Annotated in this window: 18 protein-coding genes; 12 read left to right on the top strand and 6 right to left on the bottom strand. The window is 72.0% G+C overall.

Translation table 11 applies throughout. The features are described 5' to 3' along the window. The first annotated feature begins 29 nt into the window (after positions 1-29). From ACFZ8E_RS18055 to ACFZ8E_RS18035, 5 genes are all read left to right on the top strand, one after another. The gene (locus ACFZ8E_RS18055) at positions 30-2,789 is read left to right on the top strand and encodes a phosphoenolpyruvate carboxylase (protein ID WP_405043402.1); all 2,760 of its coding nucleotides are present in this window, start codon (positions 30-32) and stop codon (positions 2,787-2,789) included. A gap of 140 nt (positions 2,790-2,929) precedes the next feature. Then, positions 2,930-3,904 carry a CoA ester lyase gene (locus tag ACFZ8E_RS18050; protein ID WP_147726364.1) on the top strand — a complete coding sequence of 325 codons (975 nt, stop codon included), beginning with the start codon at positions 2,930-2,932 and terminating at the stop codon, positions 3,902-3,904. Between the two features lie 175 nt (positions 3,905-4,079). Continuing rightward, positions 4,080-4,514: a heme-binding protein gene (locus tag ACFZ8E_RS18045; protein ID WP_147726365.1), complete on the top strand. Its 435-nt coding sequence runs from the start codon at positions 4,080-4,082 to the stop codon at positions 4,512-4,514. Between the two features lie 287 nt (positions 4,515-4,801). Further along, a complete protein-coding gene (locus tag ACFZ8E_RS18040) occupies positions 4,802-5,521 on the top strand; it encodes a cache domain-containing protein (protein ID WP_405043401.1) in 720 nt (239 codons plus the stop codon). Positions 5,522-5,616: 95 nt separating this feature from the next. After that, on the top strand, positions 5,617-5,793 hold the full coding sequence (locus ACFZ8E_RS18035) for a hypothetical protein (protein WP_405043400.1): 177 nt from the start codon (positions 5,617-5,619) through the stop codon (positions 5,791-5,793). A gap of 111 nt (positions 5,794-5,904) precedes the next feature. Here ACFZ8E_RS18035 and ACFZ8E_RS18030 read toward each other — a convergent pair whose 3' ends face one another. The 6 genes from ACFZ8E_RS18030 to ACFZ8E_RS18005 all read right to left on the bottom strand — a co-directional run bounded on the left by ACFZ8E_RS18030 (position 5,905) and on the right by ACFZ8E_RS18005 (position 11,219). Beyond that, positions 5,905-6,300, bottom strand: a complete 396-nt coding sequence (locus ACFZ8E_RS18030; RefSeq protein WP_405043399.1) for a hypothetical protein — start codon at positions 6,298-6,300, stop codon at positions 5,905-5,907. A 117-nt stretch (positions 6,301-6,417) separates the two neighbouring features. Then, entirely contained in the window at positions 6,418-6,624 is a 207-nt protein-coding gene (locus tag ACFZ8E_RS18025; protein WP_147729737.1) for a hypothetical protein, read from the bottom strand. 145 nt (positions 6,625-6,769) lie between these two features. Then, positions 6,770-7,564 (bottom strand): formylmethanofuran dehydrogenase subunit C, encoded by a 795-nt coding sequence (locus ACFZ8E_RS18020; protein WP_405043398.1) that lies wholly within the window; start codon positions 7,562-7,564, stop codon positions 6,770-6,772. Beyond that, positions 7,561-8,514, bottom strand: a complete 954-nt coding sequence (gene fhcD, locus ACFZ8E_RS18015) for a formylmethanofuran--tetrahydromethanopterin N-formyltransferase (RefSeq protein WP_405043396.1) — start codon at positions 8,512-8,514, stop codon at positions 7,561-7,563. Before fhcD ends, ACFZ8E_RS18020 begins: the two co-directional genes overlap by 4 nt. A 33-nt stretch (positions 8,515-8,547) precedes the next feature. Beyond that, positions 8,548-10,191: a formylmethanofuran dehydrogenase subunit A gene (locus ACFZ8E_RS18010; RefSeq protein ID WP_405043395.1), complete on the bottom strand. Its 1,644-nt coding sequence runs from the start codon at positions 10,189-10,191 to the stop codon at positions 8,548-8,550. Next, positions 10,191-11,219, bottom strand: coding sequence for a formyltransferase (locus ACFZ8E_RS18005; protein ID WP_147842524.1), 1,029 nt, complete (start codon positions 11,217-11,219; stop codon positions 10,191-10,193). Before ACFZ8E_RS18005 ends, ACFZ8E_RS18010 begins: the two co-directional genes overlap by 1 nt. Positions 11,220-11,554: 335 nt before the next feature. Here ACFZ8E_RS18005 and ACFZ8E_RS18000 point away from each other — a divergent pair, with 335 nt between their 5' ends. From ACFZ8E_RS18000 to fae, 7 genes are all read left to right on the top strand, one after another. Beyond that, positions 11,555-12,529: a beta-ribofuranosylaminobenzene 5'-phosphate synthase family protein gene (locus tag ACFZ8E_RS18000; protein ID WP_243945723.1), complete on the top strand. Its 975-nt coding sequence runs from the start codon at positions 11,555-11,557 to the stop codon at positions 12,527-12,529. 81 nt (positions 12,530-12,610) lie between these two features. Then, positions 12,611-13,504: an NAD(P)-dependent methylenetetrahydromethanopterin dehydrogenase gene (locus ACFZ8E_RS17995; RefSeq protein WP_147842522.1), complete on the top strand. Its 894-nt coding sequence runs from the start codon at positions 12,611-12,613 to the stop codon at positions 13,502-13,504. A gap of 25 nt (positions 13,505-13,529) precedes the next feature. Further along, the gene (locus ACFZ8E_RS17990) at positions 13,530-14,729 is read left to right on the top strand and encodes an ATP-grasp domain-containing protein (protein WP_405043394.1); all 1,200 of its coding nucleotides are present in this window, start codon (positions 13,530-13,532) and stop codon (positions 14,727-14,729) included. Next, positions 14,665-15,633 (top strand): methenyltetrahydromethanopterin cyclohydrolase, encoded by a 969-nt coding sequence (gene mch, locus ACFZ8E_RS17985; protein ID WP_243987889.1) that lies wholly within the window; start codon positions 14,665-14,667, stop codon positions 15,631-15,633. The genes ACFZ8E_RS17990 and mch overlap by 65 nt, the downstream gene beginning before the upstream one ends. A gap of 253 nt (positions 15,634-15,886) precedes the next feature. Beyond that, positions 15,887-16,795 (top strand): RimK family alpha-L-glutamate ligase, encoded by a 909-nt coding sequence (locus ACFZ8E_RS17980; RefSeq protein ID WP_147842520.1) that lies wholly within the window; start codon positions 15,887-15,889, stop codon positions 16,793-16,795. Continuing rightward, positions 16,795-17,643 carry a triphosphoribosyl-dephospho-CoA synthase gene (locus ACFZ8E_RS17975; RefSeq protein WP_243937216.1) on the top strand — a complete coding sequence of 283 codons (849 nt, stop codon included), beginning with the start codon at positions 16,795-16,797 and terminating at the stop codon, positions 17,641-17,643. The genes ACFZ8E_RS17980 and ACFZ8E_RS17975 overlap by 1 nt, the downstream gene beginning before the upstream one ends. A gap of 222 nt (positions 17,644-17,865) precedes the next feature. Further along, positions 17,866-18,378 carry a 5,6,7,8-tetrahydromethanopterin hydro-lyase gene (gene fae, locus ACFZ8E_RS17970; RefSeq protein ID WP_147726855.1) on the top strand — a complete coding sequence of 171 codons (513 nt, stop codon included), beginning with the start codon at positions 17,866-17,868 and terminating at the stop codon, positions 18,376-18,378. The last annotated feature ends 94 nt before the right edge of the window (positions 18,379-18,472 follow it).

Genomic DNA, 18,472 nt, shown 5'->3' with positions numbered 1-18,472 from the left:
ACGATATCCGCCCCAGGTGGCTTGATCCGATGCCAAAGACCCTTCACGCCTCCCTCGGCCATGCCGACGAGAACGCCTTCGCCCCGCCGGTGATCACCGGCACCTCGTCGAAGGAAGCCCTCGACATCCTGTTCCACGCGCTGCTCGACGTGGCGCGCCGGCACGAGCCGGAGCTGGAGGCCGTGCTGCACGGCACCGCCGACATCTCGACCTTCACGCCCGAGATGCTGGCCCGGGCGCTCCAGGTGCAGGGCATCTGGTTCCAGCTGCTGTCGATCGCCGAGCAGAACGTCGCCATGCGCCGGCGCCGGCACGTCGAGCGCACGGAGGGCCGCTCGGCCCTCGGCGGGTCCTTCGCCAAGGTGTTGGCGGAAGCCTCGGCCGGCGGCATCCCGGCGCCGCAGATCCATGCCCTGCTGAAGGACCTGCGCATCCGCCCGACGATCACCGCCCACCCGACCGAGGGCAAGCGCGTGACCGTGCTGGAGAAGTTCCGGCGCATCTACCTCGTGCTGCGCGAGCTCGAATTGCCGCGCTGGACCACGCGCGAGCGCAACGGCCTGATGAACGAGCTGCGCGACCAGATCGAGCTGGTCTGGATGACCGGCGAGCTGCACCTGGAGAAGGCCACCGTCGAGCGCGAGGTCTCCTGGGGCCTGCACTTCTTCGACGAGACCTTGTTCGAGATGCTGCCGGAGGTGGTCTACTCGCTCGAGGAATCCCTGGCGCAGTACTATCCGGACGAGAAGTTCGAGGTGCCGGCCTTCTTTCAATTCGGCTCCTGGATCGGCGGAGACCGCGACGGCAATCCCTACGTCACCGCCAGCGTCACCCGCGAGACGCTGAAGTGGAACGCGCTCGCCTCGCTCAGGCGCTACCGCGACGGCGTGCTTCATCTCGGCCGGGTGCTGTCGCTCACCGAGCGCTCGATGCCGGTGCCCGAGACCTTCCGGGCCGAGCTGGCCCGGGCCCTGTCCGAGAGCGGCGACGCCAAGGCGATCGCCGGCCGCAACCCCGGCGAGGCCTATCGCCAGTACCTGTCCTGCATCCTGCGCAAGATCGAGGCGACGATCCGGCGCAACGAGGGCGGCCGCACGAGCGGGCCGGACTACCCGAGCGCCGACGGGCTGATCAACGACCTGCGCACCCTGGAGCAGGGCCTCGCGGACGCCAAGTGCACCTCGCTCGCCACCGACCTCGTGCGGCCGGTGCGGCGCATGGTCGAGATCTTCCGGTTCTCCACCGTCCGCCTCGACCTGCGCGAGAACACCACCCGCACCACGAAGACGCTGCACGCGCTCTACGCCCGCCAGAGCGGCGGCAAGGCGCCGCCGGACCTCGAGTCGGCCGAGTGGAAGGCCTGGCTCGTCGCCGAGCTGGCGCGGCCGCGGACCGGCGAAACCTCGTTCGAGGGCCTGCCGGACGACGCCCGCGAGACCCTGGCCACCTTCGCGCTCGTCGGCGAGATGCGCGACACCCTCGACCGCGAGGCGTTCGGCGCCTTCGTCCTGTCGATGACCCGCTCGGTGCCCGACATCCTCGGCGCCTACCTGCTGGCCAAGGAGGCCGGCCTCTACCTCGACGCCGCCGGTACCGAGATCTGCCCGCTGCCGATCGTGCCGCTGTTCGAGACCATCGAGGACCTGCGCGCCGCGCCGGCGATCATGAAGGAGCTCGTCGGCATCCCGGTGGTCCGCCGCTCCACCCGCTGGCAGGGCGGCGTGCAGGAGGTGATGATCGGCTACTCAGATTCGAACAAGGACGGCGGCTTCGTCGCCTCGAACTGGGAGCTGTACAAGGCGCAGGCGAAGCTGACGGCGCTCGGCAAGGAAGCCGGCGTGCCGATCGCGTTCTTCCACGGGCGCGGCGGCTCGGTGAGCCGCGGCGGCGTGCCGACCCAGCGCGGGATCGACGCGCAGCCGCCCGGCTCGATCAACGGCCGCTTCCGCACCACCGAGCAGGGCGAGGTGGTCTCGTTCAAGTACGCCAACCGCGGCACCGCCGCCTACCAGATGGAGCTGCTGGCGGCCTCCGTGTTCGAGCACGCGCTGCAATCCGAGCGGCAGCGCGCGAACCAGCCCCGGCACGAGTTCGACGATGCGCTGGAGGCGCTGTCCGGCGCCTCGCGCGCGGCCTACGTCAACCTGCTCCAGGCCGACGGCCTCGTGGACTACTTCCAGGCCGCGAGCCCACTCGACGAGATCGCGCTGCTCAACATCGGCTCGCGCCCGGCGCGGCGCTTCGGGGCGAAGTCGTTGAGCGACCTGCGCGCGATCCCCTGGGTGTTCGCATGGTCGCAGAACCGGCACGTCGTCACCGGCTGGTACGGCGTCGGCTCCGGCATCCGCAGCTTCCTCGACGTGCGCGGCGACCAGGGCGAAGCGCTGCTCAAGCGCCTGTTCCAGGAATGCCGGCTGTTCCGCCTGATCCTCGACGAGGTCGAGAAGACGCTGCTCATGGTCGATCTCGGCATCGCCCGGGATTACGCCGGCCTCGTCGCCGACCCGGAGATCCGCGACCGCATCTTCGGGATGATCGAAGCCGAGTACGCACTGACGCGCGAGATGGTGCTGCGGATCACCGGCGGGCGGGAGCTGGCCGAGCGCGCGCCGCTGTTCCGCGACCGTCTCACCGGCCGCCTGCCGACGATCAACCAGGTCGGCCGCGAGCAGGTCGAGCTGCTGCGCCGGTTCCGCGCCGAGACCGACGAGGACAAGCGCGAGGCGGTGAAATCCGCGCTCCTGCTCTCGATCAACTGCATCGCCGTCGGCTTCGGTGCGACCGGCTGATGCAAACGTATCGCCTAGGCCTGTCGCCGAGAACGCACAGGCCCATGTTGAAACCGACGGTTCGGGCGGCCTAGCTGAGCCCGCGCTCTGACGGCGGCACCGCAAGCCGCCCGACTTCCCAGAAGAACAGGAGACCCCCCATGAGCTTCACCCTCGTCCAGCAGGCCACCCCGCGGCTCCACCGCTCCGAACTCGCGGTGCCAGGCTCGAACCCGACCTTCATGGAGAAGTCAGCCACCTCGAACGCCGACGTGATCTTCCTCGACCTTGAGGACGCGGTCGCGCCGGACGACAAGGAGAAGGCCCGCACCAACATCATCGCTGCCCTCAACGACATCGATTGGGGCTCGAAGACCATGATGATCCGCATCAACGGTCTCGACACCCACTACATGTACCGCGACGTGGTCGACATCGTCGAAGCCTGTCCGCGCCTGGACATGATCCTGATCCCGAAAGTCGGCGTGCCGGCCGACGTCTACGCCATCGATGTGCTGGTGACGCAGATCGAGCAGGCCAAGAAGCGCGAGAAGAAGCTCGGCTTCGAGGTGCTGATCGAGACCGCGCTTGGCATGGCCAACGTCGAGGCGATCGCGACCTCCTCGAAGCGCCTCGAGGCGATGTCCTTCGGCGTCGCCGACTACGCCGCGTCCTGCCGCGCCCGCGCCCAAGTCATCGGCGGGGTGAACCCCGATTACAGCGTGCTCACCGACAAGGACGAGAGCGGCAAGCGCGAGACCCATTGGCAGGATCCGTGGCTGTTCGCCCAGCAGCGCATGCTGGTGGCCTGCCGCGCCTACGGCCTGCGCCCGATCGACGGCCCGTTCGGCGACTTCTCCGATCCCGACGGCTACACCTCCGCGGCCCGGCGCTGCGCGTCGGCCGGCTACGAGGGCAAGTGGGCGATCCACCCCTCGCAGATCGACCTCGCCAACGAGGTGTTCACCCCGTCCGAGGCCGAGGTCACCAAGGCGCGCCGCATCCTCGTGGCGATGGAAGAGGCCGCCAAGGCCGGGCGCGGCGCCGTCTCCCTCGACGGCCGCCTGATCGACATCGCCTCGATCCGCATGGCCGAGGCGCTGATCGAGAAGGCCAACGCGATGTCGGCCAAGTAGGCCGGCAGAGGCAGGCCGACCGACGCGATCGATCCGCGGCCGCCCCGGGACATCCGGGGCGGCCGTCCTTGTTCTCGGCACCGGGCGCAACCTCGGCCGTTGTCGATCGGTATCCCCGCCGAGGCTGCGGGGACGACGCGCCCCGGTCCGGCGGCGCCATCAGGGAGATGACACCATGCACGTCACCATCGAGCAGGCGGAGACCGCGATCGCCGCCGCCAAAGCCAAGGCCGCCGAACTCGGCACGCAGATGTGCATCGCCGTCGTCGATTCCGGCGGAAACCTGAAGGCGTTCTACCGCATGGACGGCGCCTGGGTCGGCTCGATCGACATCGCCCAGAAGAAGGCCAAGACCTCGGTGTTCTTCGGCATGATGACCGGGCAGATCGGCGCGCTGTCGCAGCCGGGCGGCCCGCTCTACGGCATCGAGCACTCGAACGACGGGCTGATCACCTTCCCCGGCGGCATCCCGATCGTCGACGCGGACGGCGAGATGTCGGGCGCCATCGGCGTCAGCGGCTCGACCGTGGAGAACGACCACGTGGTGGCCGAGGCCGGCGCCAGCACGATCGGCAAGACCGAGCTGCCGGCCCACCCCTGGCGGACCTGAGCCGCGCCACGGCCACGCCGATGCCCGGCGCCGAGGGCGCGACCCGCGGACGGGTCGCGCCGCTTCGGCCCGCAGGAGATGCGCCGGCGCCGACGCGCGCCGGTCTACTGTTTTCGCGCGTTTCGAATGCTCGATTTCGCGCTTGAAGATTCGACGAAATCGATGGAAGCTGCCGTCCATCCCGGCTGCTTCGACCATGACTTGTCGAGCCACGGATCCATCTGCAACGGACGTGCGCACGCCATGCCGCCGCGCGCGGCCTTCGCTTGATCGTCGAGGCGCGACCGATGGCATTGCTTCGCTCCGTATTCGTTGCGTCCCTCCTCGCCGCGATCGGGTTGGCGGCGACGCCCCAGCCCGGGCGCGCCTGCGGCGACGGGGAGGCGCCGGTCTCCTGCGGCGATGCCGGCTCGGAAGCCTCCGCCAAGTGGATGCTGGAGCACGTCGTCGCGGCGATCGCGGCCGACGCGCCGGCAGCGCTCACGCATTTCACCAAGGGGGAGGCGGGGTTCCGCACCGCCGACACCTACGTCTTCTGCGTCGGGCCGGACGGCGTGATGAGCGCGCATCCCAACCCGATCCTGCAGGGCCAGAACGTGCGCGACCTGCACGACAGCAACGGCACCTACTTCATCCGCCGGATGATGGAGACGGCCAAGGCCGGCACGGTCGCCGAGATCCGCTACCTGTTCCCCAAGCCGGGCAGCACCGTCGCGCTCCAGAAGACCACCTACTACACCCGCGCCGGCGACCAGGTGTGCGGCGTCGGCGTCTACGATTCGGACGGGGCCGGTCCGGCGGACAGCCCCGTCGCCCGGATGGCGCAGCTGCGCGACCGTCTCGACGCCGAGATGCCGCCGGCGCTGCGCGGGAACTGGACCGCCTTCCTCGAAGCGTTGAACGCCGAGACCGGCGCCAAGGCCGCGGCGATGGCGAAGGCGCGGGCCGGCCTGCAGGCGGCCGAGGCCGCGCTGGCGCCGCCCCCGCCGACCGCGCCGGACGACTGATGCGGGCCCGCGCGCGAGGAGGCCCGCACACCAACGGTTAAGCCTGTCGACCTATCACCGAGCATCCCTCATGCGTCGTGCCGGGAGAGGCGCCGTTGACCCGTGACCAAGTCGCCACCGCAATCCGGCGCCTCGCCGCCTCGCAGGTCGAGGACATCGAGCGTGCCGTCAAGGACGGGCACAAGACGATCGCGCTGAACGAGCTGGCGGACCTGAACCGCCAGCTCAAGGCCTTCGCCGCCGCCCTCAAGAAGGCGCCGATCCGGGCGTGACATCGATCCCGTGATCCCTGGATCGCAGGATGATCGCCGATACGGCGGGACGTCGCGTTTCCGCCACGGAGACCTCGGCCACCTCAGGCGGGGGCGTCCTCGCCCCCCGGGCTACCAGCGCGGGCCGCCCCAACCGCGATCCGGGATGTCGACCGGCGGCCGCGGCGGGTGATCGAAGACGACCGGGCGATGCGGGCCGTCGTCGTATCCGCCCGGCTCGTCGCAGACCCGGACACGGCGCACCACCTCCTCGCCATAGGCGTCGATGCGGCGCTTCACGAAGCTGCGGCAGCGCTCGGGCGTCTCGAAATCCGGGCCGGCGGTGAAGCGCGGGCGGCGGAAGGCCGGCTCGGGCGGGGGCGGCTCCCGGTGGGCGTAGCCGCCGTATTCCGGGTGCGGCGGCGGATAGGGCCCGTCGAAATCCGCGGCCCGTGCGGCGCCGACGGAGGCTTGGCCCGCGAGGACGAGCGCGCAGAACCCGGCAAGACGGAAACGGTGGAGCGACACGACATGTCCTCGCGCAATGCGTGGCCGGCGGCCATCGAAGCCCGGAGGATGATCGAGGGAGGCTGAACCGTTCGCGAGCGGACGCGTCGGGATCCGTTCAGCTTCGGTCCGCGGCGGTCACAGGTCCTTGGGCACCGTGCCGCGAACGGCACAGCGCCACTTCGCGACGTGGAGGTCGGGATGCGCCGCCTGCCATTCGGCGAGGACGCTCTGGGCGTGGCGCAGGCAGATGAACGGGTTGCTGCCCTCGTAGGACATCGGGATCTGGTCGTCGTGGCACTGCGTCGGTTGCGACAGCAGGCAGGCGGACAGCAGGATCAGCATCGGCAGGACGTCCTCGCAGGGTCCCGGCTCCGCGGCCGGGTTGAGAGGATCTTAAGACGACGCCGAGGTCCGTGGGAAGCGATGCGGCGAGGACGGCACGTGAGCCTGCCTCCCCCCCCACTGCGGGGGGAGGCAGGAGCGGCTCTCAGGCCGCCGCCCAGATCTCGCCCTTGGCGATCGTCGCGAGGTCGCCGGAATAGCGCCGCAGCGGGCCGGCGGCGATCTCGGCGTGGCGCGGGCTCAGGGTCTTGAGCGAGCGCGCCAGCAGCCGCAGGAAGACGAGGTCGTGCTCGCCGGTCTCGACGAAGGTCGGCGTCAGGCGCCCGTGGCTGCCGAGGAGGAGCGTGCCGCGGCGCATGCCGTAGCCGGCGTCGTCGCCGACGGACCCGGCGGCGATCGTGCCGGCGATCATCCGCGAGCCGGCGTAATCGCCCGCGCGCTCGACCAGGATCAGCCCGCGCCGCATGCGGTCGCCGAGATGGCGGCCGGCGGTGCCCTTGATGACCAGCGTCGCGCCGTCGAGCCCGGCCTTGGCCGCGTAGACCGCGCCGCCGGCGTAATCGCCGGCATCGCCCGCGATGGTGATGGTGCCGCCGGTGGCGCCGGTGCCGGCGAACGGGCCGGCCGTGCCGGTGACGGTCAGCATGCCGCCGGCCATGCCCTCGCCGAGCCGCTGGCCGACGTCGCCGACGACGCGGATCGTGCCGGCCGCGAGCGCGCCGCCGACGCGATCGAGCCGCTCGTGGCCGCCCTCGATGGTGAGGCTGTCGCCGCCGTCGAGCGACACCTGGAAGCAGTCGCCGAGCACGAGGCCGCGCCGGGTGGTGCCGATCGGCAGGCGCTCGGCCTCGGCCGGCGAGAGCGCGGCCAGGGTCGCCGGCGCGATGTTGAGGAAGTCGAGGCGCTCGGGGGGCGCCTGCCGCAGGGAGAGGACGCTCACGCTACGGTCTCCTTCGCGGCGGGATTCTTGTCGAGCAAGTCGCGCAGGCGGTAGTGGTGCCGCCCGAGGTTGCCGCCGTAATTGCCGGCGGTGACCGCGACGAGGCCGTGCTGCGCGCCGATCTCGGTCGCGGCGTGGAGCGCCGCCCGCATCGAATCGGAGACGCCCTGCGAGGTCAGCGCGTCGATGACGATCTCCAGGACCACGCCGCATTCGGGCGGCAGCGCCGAGCCGGCCCGGCCTTTCAGCGTCGGGCAGTAGGCGTCGTTGGTTGAGGCCATCATGCCCTTGGTGCGGCCGCCGACCTTCGAGCCGGAGCGGACGATGCCGCCGGGGAAGGGCAGGATCGCCCCGGGGATGGCCTTGGCGGCTTCCACGGCGATCTCGGCCACCGTCAGCGTCTCGGCGTGGGTGCGGCCGAGGAACAGCAGATTGCCGCCGCCGACCGCGCCGTCGACCGCGCGCACGGAATCCTCGCACAGGAACTCGCCGTCCATCACCGGGATGCGCCAGTAGCGCCGCATCCTGCCGGTGTGGTCCGGCAGGCGCTTGGCGATGGCGAAACCATCGCCGAAGTAGCGGATCGCGCCGCCGAGCTTGATCTTGGTCGGCCCCTCGACGCCGGCGAAGCACGCCGTCCCGGGGCAGGTGAGGATGCACTGCCCGACGCGCTTCAGCAGCTGCTCCTTGAGCCCATTCGGCTCGAACCCGAACAGCAGGATGCGCACGCCCGGGCGCCCATCCGGCGTCTCCTCGGGCGACAGCTCGGCGTCGATCCCGGCCTCGGCGCCGCAGCCGATCACCGAGGTGGCGAAGCCGGTCATGGTCGTGGCGGCGATCATCGCCCACTTCGCGGTGTCGTTGGTGACGACGATCGCGGTGCCGGCGACGTCGAACGCCTCCGCGAAGGTGTCCTCGACGCGGATGCCGTTGAGGGTGAGGTCAGACATTCCGGTTCCCGTCCCTCGCGCAAAGCCGCTCGCTCATGCCCGGCATGCCACGTCCTCGAACACCTCGGCCTCGGGGAAGGCCGCGTCCGGCACGGCGAAGCTGTCGAGCCCCTGGCCGAACCGGTCCTGCAGGTAGGCGTCGGTGCGGCGCTCCATCGCCTTGTCGGACTCGACGGTGAGCGACAGCGAGCGGCCGACGTGCCAGTGCACGACCTCGCCGTCCTCGACGATCGCCACGCCGTCCTTGAGCACGAGCTTGGCGCTCGCAAACATCGCGGTGCGGTTCCTGTCCTCGCGGTAGACCGCGATGTCGGCGCGCGCGCCGGCGCGCAGGTGCCCGCGATCGGAAAGGCCGAGGAGCTTGGCCGGCCCCGAGCGGGTCAGCTCGGCGATCTCGGAGAAGGAGTATTCGCGCTCGATCTCGGGCAGCGACGAGCGCTCGCCGACGACCTTGGGCAGCGTCGCGATCTCGCGGTCGCGCTCCTCCTTGTCCATCAGCAGGTGGATGATGCGCGGATAGGCGGTGAACGGGCCGCCGTTCGGGTGGTCGGTGGTCAGGATCGTGCGCTCGGGCTCGTTCGAGAGCAGCATGATCTCGAGGCCGATCGCCCATTGCAGCGAGCTCGTCGGCCCGCGCGGCTTGTACAGGAACGGCACCACGCCGCCGCCCTCGGCATCGCCCGCGTTCAGCACCCACTTCTTCGGGTTGGCGCCCTTGCGGCCGCCGAACTGGCGCAGGATGTCCATCGAGACCGTGACGGTCTGACCGAACACCACCTGCCCGATGTCGAGGGTCGCGTTCGGGTTCGCGTGCATCGCGTCGACGATGCGGCGCGCCGCCGAGCGGAAGCCGCCTGTGCCCGGGTTCGCGGGGTCGGCCGCGCCGTAGGCGTAGAACTGGGCGTGGGCGAAGTGGATGCGCCGGCCCTCGGCCGCATCCAGCGTCTCGATGAAGCTGTCGTCGGCGCCGGGCAGCCCGAGGTTGTTGCAGTGGACGTGCAGCGGGTGCGGCACGCCGATCGCCTCGACCGCGTCGAGGAGCGAGCCCATGATCTTGCGGGTCGAGAGCCCGTAGACCGGGATCTCGTCGTCGAGGCTGAGCTTGAGCACGCCGTCCTTGAAGGCCGAGGCGCCACCGGCGTTGATGCACTTGACCCCGAGCGCCCGGCTTTGCGCCACGTTGAGCGCCACGAGGTCGCGGACCGCGTCCCGGCTCTCGCCCGCGCGCAGCAGCTGCAGCAGCTGGTCGTCGTTGCCCATCACCGCGAGCGCGCCGCGGTCGAGCAGCGGGATGTCGGCCAATTCGAGCTGCGTCGCGAGCGCGTGGGTCGGCGGCATCGCCGGCTCGACCGCCGTGGTGTAGCCCATCTTGGCGTAGGCCGCGCCGATCCAGGCCGCCGCGCCGCCGGCATGGGCGAAGGGGTGGCCGTTCGGCGCCGTCTCGCTGACGTAGAGGTCGGGCAGCAGCAGCCGCGAGGTGATGACGTTGCCGCCGGCGATGTGCGAGTGCACCTCGACGCCGCCGGCCATCACCACGCAGCCCGTCGCGTCGACGGTGCGGTCGGGGGTCCGCTCGGAGGGGGCGACGACGCGGCCGTCCTCCACCCAGACGTCGCCGTCGCCGTCGCGGCCGGCCGTCGGGTCGACCACCCGGCCGCCCTGGATCCGGATCAGCATCAGGAATCCTTCCCAGCGAAATGGTGTTCGATGCGGGCCAGCACGTCGGCGGCCGAAGCGCCGCCCCCCGTGCCGGGTCGGTAGGTGAGGGCGGCGCGGCCCTCGTTCCAGAGGACGCCGCCGGCGCTCGCGCCGGGCACGCCGACCGCGATCACGACCTCGGCGGTGCCGGGGGCGGCCTCGAGGCTGCCCGCGCCGACGATCGCGATCGAGGGCAGGGCGCCGAGCCAGTCGGGGCGCGCGGCCGGAAGCGTCGAGAGCCACAGCGCGGCGTCGGCCTCGCCGGTCGAGACCTGCCGCGCGGCGTCGAAGCGCCAGGGATCGTGCTCGGGGACCTTGCGGCCGAAGCCGGTGCGCGGGGCCTGGCCCGTGGTCCAGGCCGCGACCTGCACCACCGAGCGGTCCTGGTCGGGGCCGCCGAGCGAGAGCGCGAAGCAGCGCGTGATCTCGTTCACGTCGCGCACCAGCCCCTGCACCGTCTCGACGCCGAGCTCGCCGAGCTCGGCCGGGTCGTAGAGCACCGCGCCGTACCGGGCGGCGTAGAGCGCGCGGGCGATCTCGTTGAGCGGGGTGGCGTCCTTGAGGTGCCCCTTGGCATGGGCGCGGAGCAGGGCGAGGTCGGAAGCCAGCGCCTGAGCGGATGCGCCGGCGACGGCGAGCACCTGGCGGTCGGCCCCGGCCGCGAGGCCGCGCACCGGCTTGCTGCCGCGCAGGGCCGAGGCAAGGGTGCTGGTGCCGGCCTTGGCGCCGACGACGAGCACCACGTCGGCCCGCCCCTGGACCTCGGCCGGCGTCGACGTCATCGCGCCGACGCGGCTGAGCGCTCCGAGGTCGGCGTAGGTGCCGGCGGCGCCCTGCGTATCGAGGGAGGCGCCGATCGTGCCGGCGAGGCGGTAGGCGGCGCGAATCGCGGCGACGTCGGCGTTCAGTCCGGCGAAGACCGGTGCATGCGCGGCGGCGAGCAGAGCGGCGGCGGCCGCGATGGCGCCCTCCGCATCGGTCGCGTCACCCTTCACCCAGGCTGTCATGCGTCCTCACCCGAACCGTTTCTTGAGGCGTCGCAGATCGTCGCCGTAAGACCGGGGAGGACGGCCGAAGGACCGTCGCAGCCGGAATGGCCTGCCCGAACGGGATGCGATCCCGCCCCGGCGGCACTCGGAATGCCTGCGCTGGAGGGCACGTTTGCATCGCTCGGACGCCGCAGGCAACCCTGTCGCCGCGATTTGCGGCCGCTTCGCCCCGACAGGCGGTTGCCCGGCGGGGCGCCTCCATGGGAGAAGCCGGCTCCCGCGGGGACCGATTTCCCGAGAGGTCCGCCGCGACGGCAGGATGAAGCGGCGTGGCGAAGGCGGAGGGGATCGACGTGTCTGAACCCGCACGCGGCCGCTCCGAGGCCGCCTCGCGCTCCGTCCACGTCCACGCGCCGGCGCGCCTGCATTTCGGGTTCCTCGACCTGCATGGCGGACTCGGCCGCCGCTTCGGCAGCATCGGCCTGGCGATCGACGCCCCCGGCGTCCGACTCACCGCGAGCGCCGCCGACGGGCTGTCCGTCTCGGGACCGGAGGAGGGCCGCGTCCGCGGCTACGTCCACGCGGCGGCGAGCCATCTCGGCGTCGCCGAATCGGTCGCGATCCGGGTCGAGGAGGCGATTCCGGCTCATGCCGGGTTCGGCTCGGGCACGCAGCTCGCGCTTAGCGTGGCCGCGGCCCTGGCCCGCCTCTCGGGCAAGCCGTTCTCGGCCGAGGATTTCTCGAACGCGCTCGATCGCGGCAACCGGTCCGGCGTCGGGCTGTCGGCCTTCACCGAGGGCGGGTTGATCGTCGACGGCGGACGCGACGCCACCGGAGCGCCGCCGCCGGTGATCGCCCGCCTGGCCTACCCCGACCCGTGGCGCGTCGTGCTGATCCTCGACCGCGACGCCACCGGCATCCACGGCTCGCGCGAGCAGCGCGCCTTCGCCGAGCTGCCGCGCTTTCCCGAGCGCCAGGCCGCCGAGATCTGCCGGATCGTGCTCATGCAGGTGATGCCGGCGGCGGTGCTCGCCGAGCCGCAGGGCTTCGGCGCCGGCATCACCCAGATCCAGCGCCTGATCGGCGACCACTTCGCGCCGCACCAGGGTGGGCGCTACGCCAGCCCCGCCGTCGCGGAGGCGCTGCGGACGATCGCCGACCAGGGCGTCGCCGGCTACGGCCAGAGCTCCTGGGGACCGACCGGCTTCGCGCTGATGCCGTCGGAGGCCGACGCCCGCGCGCTCGTCGCCGGGCTGGACCGGCCGGGCCCGCTGCGCTTCCTCATCGCGCGGGGCCGGAACACGGGCGCCGAGATCACGACCGCCTGAACCGGCACGCTTGACCGCGGGCGTCGATTGCGACTCTCAACGACACCGACCGACGATCCTCGCACCAGACAGGGAATCCCCATGGCCCGCTCGATCCTGCACATGCTGACGCCGCTCAAGCACATGAGCCCGTTCGACGTGAACATGGCCGTCGATGCCGGGTTCGAGACCATCGTCACCTACACCGACGTGACGCTGCCGGACGTGGTCTCGCTCACGCAGGATTCGATCTTCTCGCGCGCGCCCGGAGACGGCGTCCGCACCGGCATCTTCATCGGCGGCAAGAACGCCGAGGACGCCCTCGACATGGTCGACCGGGCCAGGAAGGCCTTCGTGCCGCCCTTCGCCAACCACCTGTTCGCCGACCCGGCCGGCTCGTTCACCACCGGCGCGGCGATGGTGGCGCAGGTCTCGCGGGCCTTGCGCCAGAAATTCGGCACCGGCCTGAAGGACAAGCGCATCGTCATCTTCGGGGGCGCCGGCGTCGTCGCCTACGTCGCCGCGGTGATCGGCGCGCTCGAAGGCGCCAGGACGGTGCTGGTCGGCCATGACGGCGAGGAGCGGGTTTCGAAGATCGCCTTCACGATGAAGTGGCGCTTCGGGATCGAGGTCGGCGCCATCGACGGCACCACGCCGGACGACCGCCGCAAGGCGATCGCGGATGCCGACGTGATCCTTTCGGCCGGCCCCGCCGGCATTCCGATCCTCTCGGCCGAGGACCTGCGCGCGGCCCCGAACCTGCTCGTCGCCTCGGACGTCAACGCGGTGCCGCCGGCGGGCATCGCCGGGATCGACGTCAACGCGGTGGACGTGGCGCTTCCGGTCGGCAAGGGCGTCGGCATCGGCGCGCTCGCCGTCGGCAACGTGAAGTACCAGACGCAGAAGCAGCTGTTCGGGCGGATGCTCGCGGCCGAGGCGCCGCTCTGCCTCGATTTCCGCGACGCCTACGCCCTCGCCGTCGAGATCGCCGGCTGAGACCGGCAAGGCCGGCGGGGCGATCATGGCCGGCGCGGCGATCCTGATCGCGGCCCAGTCGGGGCGGGCCCTGGCCGAGGCCGCCCGCCGCGCCGGGTTGCGCCCGTTCGTCGCCGACCTGTTCGCCGATTCGGACACCCTGGAACTCGCCGCGGCGCATCGCCCGCTCGAGGGCCGGTTCGGCACGGGACGGCTCGCGGAGACGGTGCTCGCCCATCTCGACGCGCTGTCGGCGATGGCCGGCGGTGCTCCGCTCGGCGTGGTGCTCGGCAGCGGCTTCGAAGCCGCACCCGCGCTGATCGCTGCGATCGGGCGGCGCCATCGCCTGGTCGGCGCGGGGGCCGAGACCGTGTCCGCGCTGAAGGACCCGCTGCGCTTCGCGGCCCTGTGCGCGACGCTCGCCATCCCGCATCCGGCGGTGACGCGGGCGCGGCTCGACGACCCGAAGGCCTGGCTGCTCAAGCGGGCCGGGGGCTCGGGCGGGAGCCATATCCGCACGGCGACAAGCGGGCCGGCGCCGGCGGGCGCCTATTTCCAGGCCCGGGTCCCGGGCCGCGCCTTCGCGCTCAACATCCTGGCCGACGCGTCGGGCGCGCGCATCCTGGCGCTGACCGAGCAGTGGAGCGCGCCGTCTCTCCTGCGCCCGTTCCGCTATGCCGGCGCGCTGGCGCCGGGGCGGCGGGAGGCCTCCGCGCTGCCGGACGCCATCGTCGCCGCCGTCACGGAGGCGGCCGACGAGCTGGTCCGCGCGACCGGGCTGCGCGGGCTCGCGAGCGTCGACTTTCTGTCCGACGGCGAGGCATGGTGGCTGACCGAGATCAACCCGCGCCCGGGCGCCACCCTCGACGTGCTCGACCGGCGCGGCGTGCCGCTGCTTCGCGCGCATGTCGAGGCCTGCCTCGGCCACGCGCCCGAGATCGGGCCGGCGCCGGAGGATGCGGCGGCCTCGCAGATCTGTTACGCGGCGCGGGATCACGCCGTCGTCCCGGCGGTCGCTTGGCCGGACCACGTGCGGGACCGGCCCCGCGCCGGGACACGGGTGATGCGGGACGCCCCGCTCTGCACGGTCCTGGCGGGGGGGCCGGACGGGCCGGCGGCACGACAAGAATTGGGGACCCGGATCGCCAGCTTGCGCGACCGGCTGTCCGAGGAGGAAACGCATGAGCACCAACCAGCCGAGCCTGAACGCCATCGCGACCCCCCTGGTGGAGCGCTTCGTCGCTGACGCCGACGTTCTGCGCCTGTCCGTGACACAGGTGCCGGGCGGCGCGCGCATGGTCGACGCCGGCGCCTCGGCGCGCGGCTCGATCGAGGCCGGCCGCCGGATCGCCGAGATCTGCCTCGGCGGCCTCGGTACCGTCTCGATCAGCCCGTCGGGCCCGATCCCGTCCTGGCCGTACTCGGTGGTCGTCCACGCCGCCGACCCGGTGCTGGCCTGCCTCGGCAGCCAGTATGCCGGCTGGTCGCTCGCCGACGAGGACGGCGATTCCGGCTTCTTCGCCCTCGGCTCCGGCCCGGGCCGCGCCGTCGCCGTGGTCGAGGACCTCTACAAGGAGCTCGGCTACCGCGATTCGGCCACGAAGACCGCCCTGGTGCTCGAGGCCGCCGGCGGGCCGCCGGCCAGCGTCGTCGCCAAGGTCGCCGAGGCCTGCTCCCTGCGCCCGGAGGACCTGACCTTCATCTTCGCGCCGACCCAGAGCCTCGCCGGCGCGACACAGGTCGTTGCCCGCGTGCTCGAGGTCGCCCTCCACAAGGCGCACACGGTCGGCTTCGACCTGCACCGGATCGTCGACGGCATCGGCTCGGCGCCGCTGTCGCCGCAGCACCCGGACTTCATCAAGGCGATGGGCCGCACCAACGACGCGATCATCTACGGCGGCCGGGTCCAGCTCTTCGTCGACGCCGACGACGCGGAGGCCAAGCAGCTCGCCGAGCAGCTGCCCTCGACCACGTCGAGCGACCACGGCGCGCCCTTCGCCGAGATCTTCTCGCGGGTGAACGGCGACTTCTACAAGATCGACGGCGCGCTGTTCTCGCCGGCCGAGGCGATCGTCACCTCCATCCGCACCGGCGCGACCTTCCGCGGCGGCAAGCTGATGCCGGAGCTGGTCGAGGCGTCGTTCTCATAGCGGCAGTCGAGGCCGGCTTTCACGACACGAAGGCCATCGCCCGCGGCTCTCCCGGGGTTTCCCCACCATCGTCATTCCGGGGCGCCACAGGTGAGCCCGGAATCCAGATCCGCCGTGGCGGCAAGCTCGGGCACCGTCGGCGGCTCTGGATCCCGGGCTCCGCTTCGCGGCCCCGGGATGACGGCGTGGAGCGGGAGGGCAATGCGTGTCGGCGGAACCGGCGGCTTGAACCATCCTTGGGGTGACCGACAGAATGCGCATCGCGCTCGCGGCCGACAACGGCAATTGGCACAAGGCCCGGCTCCTGGCGGCGCTTCGCGCGCAGGGCGTCGAGCCGGTGCTGTTCTCGCTCGCCGACGTGGCGATCGTCACCGGCGGCGGCGAGCCCCTGCAGGTGCCGGGCTTCGCCGGGACGCTGCCCGACGGCGTGCTGCTGCGGACCATCGCCGGCGGCACCTTCGAGGCCACGACGATGCGTCTGGGCGTGCTGCATGCGCTGGTGGCCTCGGACGTCACCGTCTGGAACGGGCCGGTCGCGATCGAGCGCTCGGTCGACAAGGCGGCGACCAGCCTGATGATCGCCCGCGCCGGCCTGCCGACGCCCGACACCTTCGTGTGCTCGAAGCGCACGGCCGCCGCCGAGATCGTCGCGCGCGAGGCCGGCCCCGGGCGGCCCCTGGTGCTGAAGCCGCTGTTCGGCTCGCAGGGCGAGGGGCTGCAGCTGATCGAGCGGCCGGACGACCTGCCGCCGGAGGATGCGGTCTCGCGGGTCTACTACCTCCAGCGCTACGTGCCCCGCAGCGACGGTCTGTGGCGCGACTACCGCGTCTTCGTCTGCGAAGGCAGGGCCATCGCCGGGATGATCCGCGAGGGCGACGGCTGGATCACCAACGTCCACCTCGGCGGCCGCCCGCTGCCCTGGGCGATGCCGGCGCGGGCGGCCGAGCTCGCCGAGGCCGCCGCCGCCGCGGTCGGCGTCGACTACACCGGCATCGACCTCGTCGAGGACGGGGAGGGCGGCTTCCTCGTGCTCGAGGTCAACTCGATGCCGGCATGGTCGGGGCTGCAGAAGGTCTCGGAGGTCGACATCGCCGGGGCGGTGGTGCGCGGCTTCCTCGCCGCCGTCCGGTCCGCGCGCCGGCCGCGGCTCGTGGTCGCCTGATGCGCCTCGCGCCGGAGGCGATCGCGGCCTCGTACCAGGCGGCGTGCCTGGCCGAGCTCGAGGCCCTGAAACCCGGCAACGTCCACGCCTACGCCGCCGGCCATCGCATGGCGGTGGCCGATTTCACGACGAGCGCCGCGGTGTCGGCGCCCGCCCTGGCACGCGGCGGAGCCGGGCTCGGCGCACGGGTCCGCGACGCGGTCGCGGCGACGATGGCGGCGGTGGGACAGAACACCAACCTCGGCATCCTCCTGCTCTGCGCGCCCCTGGCGCTGGCCGCCGAGCGGGGAACCACCGTGGCCGAGGTGCTGGTCGGCCTCGAACCGGCGGATGCGCAAGGCGTCTTCGACGCGATCCGCCTCGCCAACCCGGGCGGGCTCGGCCGGGCCGGACGGCACGACGTGGCCGCGCCGGCCCCGGATTCCCTGGTGGCGGCAATGCAGGAGGCTGCCCCGCGCGACCGCATCGCCCGCGCTTACACCGACGGCTTCGCCGACCTCGTCCGGGTCGGCCTCCCGGCTCTGGCAGCCGCGCGCGAAAAGGATCTCGAACCGGCCTGGTGCACCACCGCCGTGCATCTCGCCTACCTGCAGGCGTTTCCCGACAGTCACGTGGCGCGCAAGCACGGCGCCGACCGGGCGGAGGCCGTGCGGTCCGAGGCCGTGGAGGCGCTTACAGGCCTCGACCTGCGCGCCCGGCCTGTGGAGCGCCTGCTGGCGCTCGACGCGGCGTGGAAGGCCGCCGGGATCAATCCCGGCACCAGCGCCGATTTCACCGTCGCCACGCTGTTCTGCGATGCCCTCGCATCCGCGGGCGCCCGCGTCGCGGACCCTGCGGGCGCCCTCTGAAAAAGTTCCCGCCGTCAAGCGCCGGGCCGCACTTTTAATATCGATTTCAGCGCGTTGCCATGGGTTGTGACGGGCCGGACCGCGCTGTAGGGTCCGCGCCGCTATCCGGGCTAACCGGCCCGGCTTTTCCAAGGCCGGGCGTCGCGAACAAGGATGGCTTCCGGCCGCGCCCGACTCGACGGGCCGCGGTCCTTGAGTTTGGAATCCAGGGAGAAAACCCGAATGGCAAAGATCACCAAGGTCCAGGTCGGCGAAGCCCTCGTCGGCGACGGCAACGAGGTCGCCCACATCGACCTGATCATCGGACCGCGCGGTTCGCCGGCCGAGACCGCCTTCTGCAACGGCCTCGTGAACAACAAGCACGGCTTCACCAGCCTGCTTGCGGTCATCGCGCCGAACCTGCCGTGCAAGCCCAACACCCTGATGTTCAACAAGGTGACCATCAACGACGCCCGTCAGGCCGTCCAGATGTTCGGCCCCGCCCAGCATGGCGTCGCCATGGCCGTGCAGGACGCCGTCGCCGAGGGCATCATCCCCGCCGATGAGGCCGACGACCTGTTCATCCTGGTCGGCGTGTTCATCCACTGGGAAGCGGCCGACGACGCCAAGATCCAGAAGTACAACTACGAGGCCACCAAGCTGTCGATCCAGCGCGCCGTCTCCGGCGAGCCGAAGGCCGCCGCGGTCACCGAGCAGCGCAAGTCCGCGACCCACCCCTTCGCCGCGAACGCTTAGATCGGGGACAGTCCTGGGCAGAGCGCGCCTCCGCCCGCACCGCGGGGCCTGCTCCAGCGACTGGCCTCTATCTTCCTCGGACGATAGAAACACG

This window comes from Methylobacterium sp. HMF5984 (assembly GCF_045033435.1).
GTDB lineage: Bacteria > Pseudomonadota > Alphaproteobacteria > Rhizobiales > Beijerinckiaceae > Methylobacterium.
The sequence above is the reverse complement of the archived record's forward strand: the minus strand, read 5'-3'. Positions and strand labels throughout refer to the sequence as shown.

Bases quoted from the DNA above. Each gene is read 5' to 3' on its own strand.
- fae (WP_147726855.1), top strand. From the start codon at position 17,866: ATGGCAAAGATCACCAAGGTCCAGGTCGGCGAAGCCCTCGTCGGCGAC.
- mch (WP_243987889.1), top strand. From the start codon at position 14,665: ATGAGCACCAACCAGCCGAGCCTGAACGCCATCGCGACCCCCCTGGTG.
- ACFZ8E_RS18010 (WP_405043395.1), bottom strand. From the start codon at position 10,191: ATGCTGATCCGGATCCAGGGCGGCCGGGTGGTCGACCCGACGGCCGGC.
- ACFZ8E_RS18005 (WP_147842524.1), bottom strand. From the start codon at position 11,219: ATGACAGCCTGGGTGAAGGGTGACGCGACCGATGCGGAGGGCGCCATC.
- ACFZ8E_RS18025 (WP_147729737.1), bottom strand. From the start codon at position 6,624: ATGCTGATCCTGCTGTCCGCCTGCCTGCTGTCGCAACCGACGCAGTGC.
- ACFZ8E_RS18055 (WP_405043402.1), top strand. From the start codon at position 30: ATGCCAAAGACCCTTCACGCCTCCCTCGGCCATGCCGACGAGAACGCC.
- ACFZ8E_RS17980 (WP_147842520.1), top strand. From the start codon at position 15,887: ATGCGCATCGCGCTCGCGGCCGACAACGGCAATTGGCACAAGGCCCGG.
- ACFZ8E_RS18050 (WP_147726364.1), top strand. From the start codon at position 2,930: ATGAGCTTCACCCTCGTCCAGCAGGCCACCCCGCGGCTCCACCGCTCC.
- ACFZ8E_RS18045 (WP_147726365.1), top strand. From the start codon at position 4,080: ATGCACGTCACCATCGAGCAGGCGGAGACCGCGATCGCCGCCGCCAAA.
- ACFZ8E_RS17995 (WP_147842522.1), top strand. From the start codon at position 12,611: ATGGCCCGCTCGATCCTGCACATGCTGACGCCGCTCAAGCACATGAGC.
- ACFZ8E_RS17975 (WP_243937216.1), top strand. From the start codon at position 16,795: ATGCGCCTCGCGCCGGAGGCGATCGCGGCCTCGTACCAGGCGGCGTGC.
- fhcD (WP_405043396.1), bottom strand. From the start codon at position 8,514: ATGTCTGACCTCACCCTCAACGGCATCCGCGTCGAGGACACCTTCGCG.
- ACFZ8E_RS17990 (WP_405043394.1), top strand. From the start codon at position 13,530: ATGGCCGGCGCGGCGATCCTGATCGCGGCCCAGTCGGGGCGGGCCCTG.
- ACFZ8E_RS18040 (WP_405043401.1), top strand. From the start codon at position 4,802: ATGGCATTGCTTCGCTCCGTATTCGTTGCGTCCCTCCTCGCCGCGATC.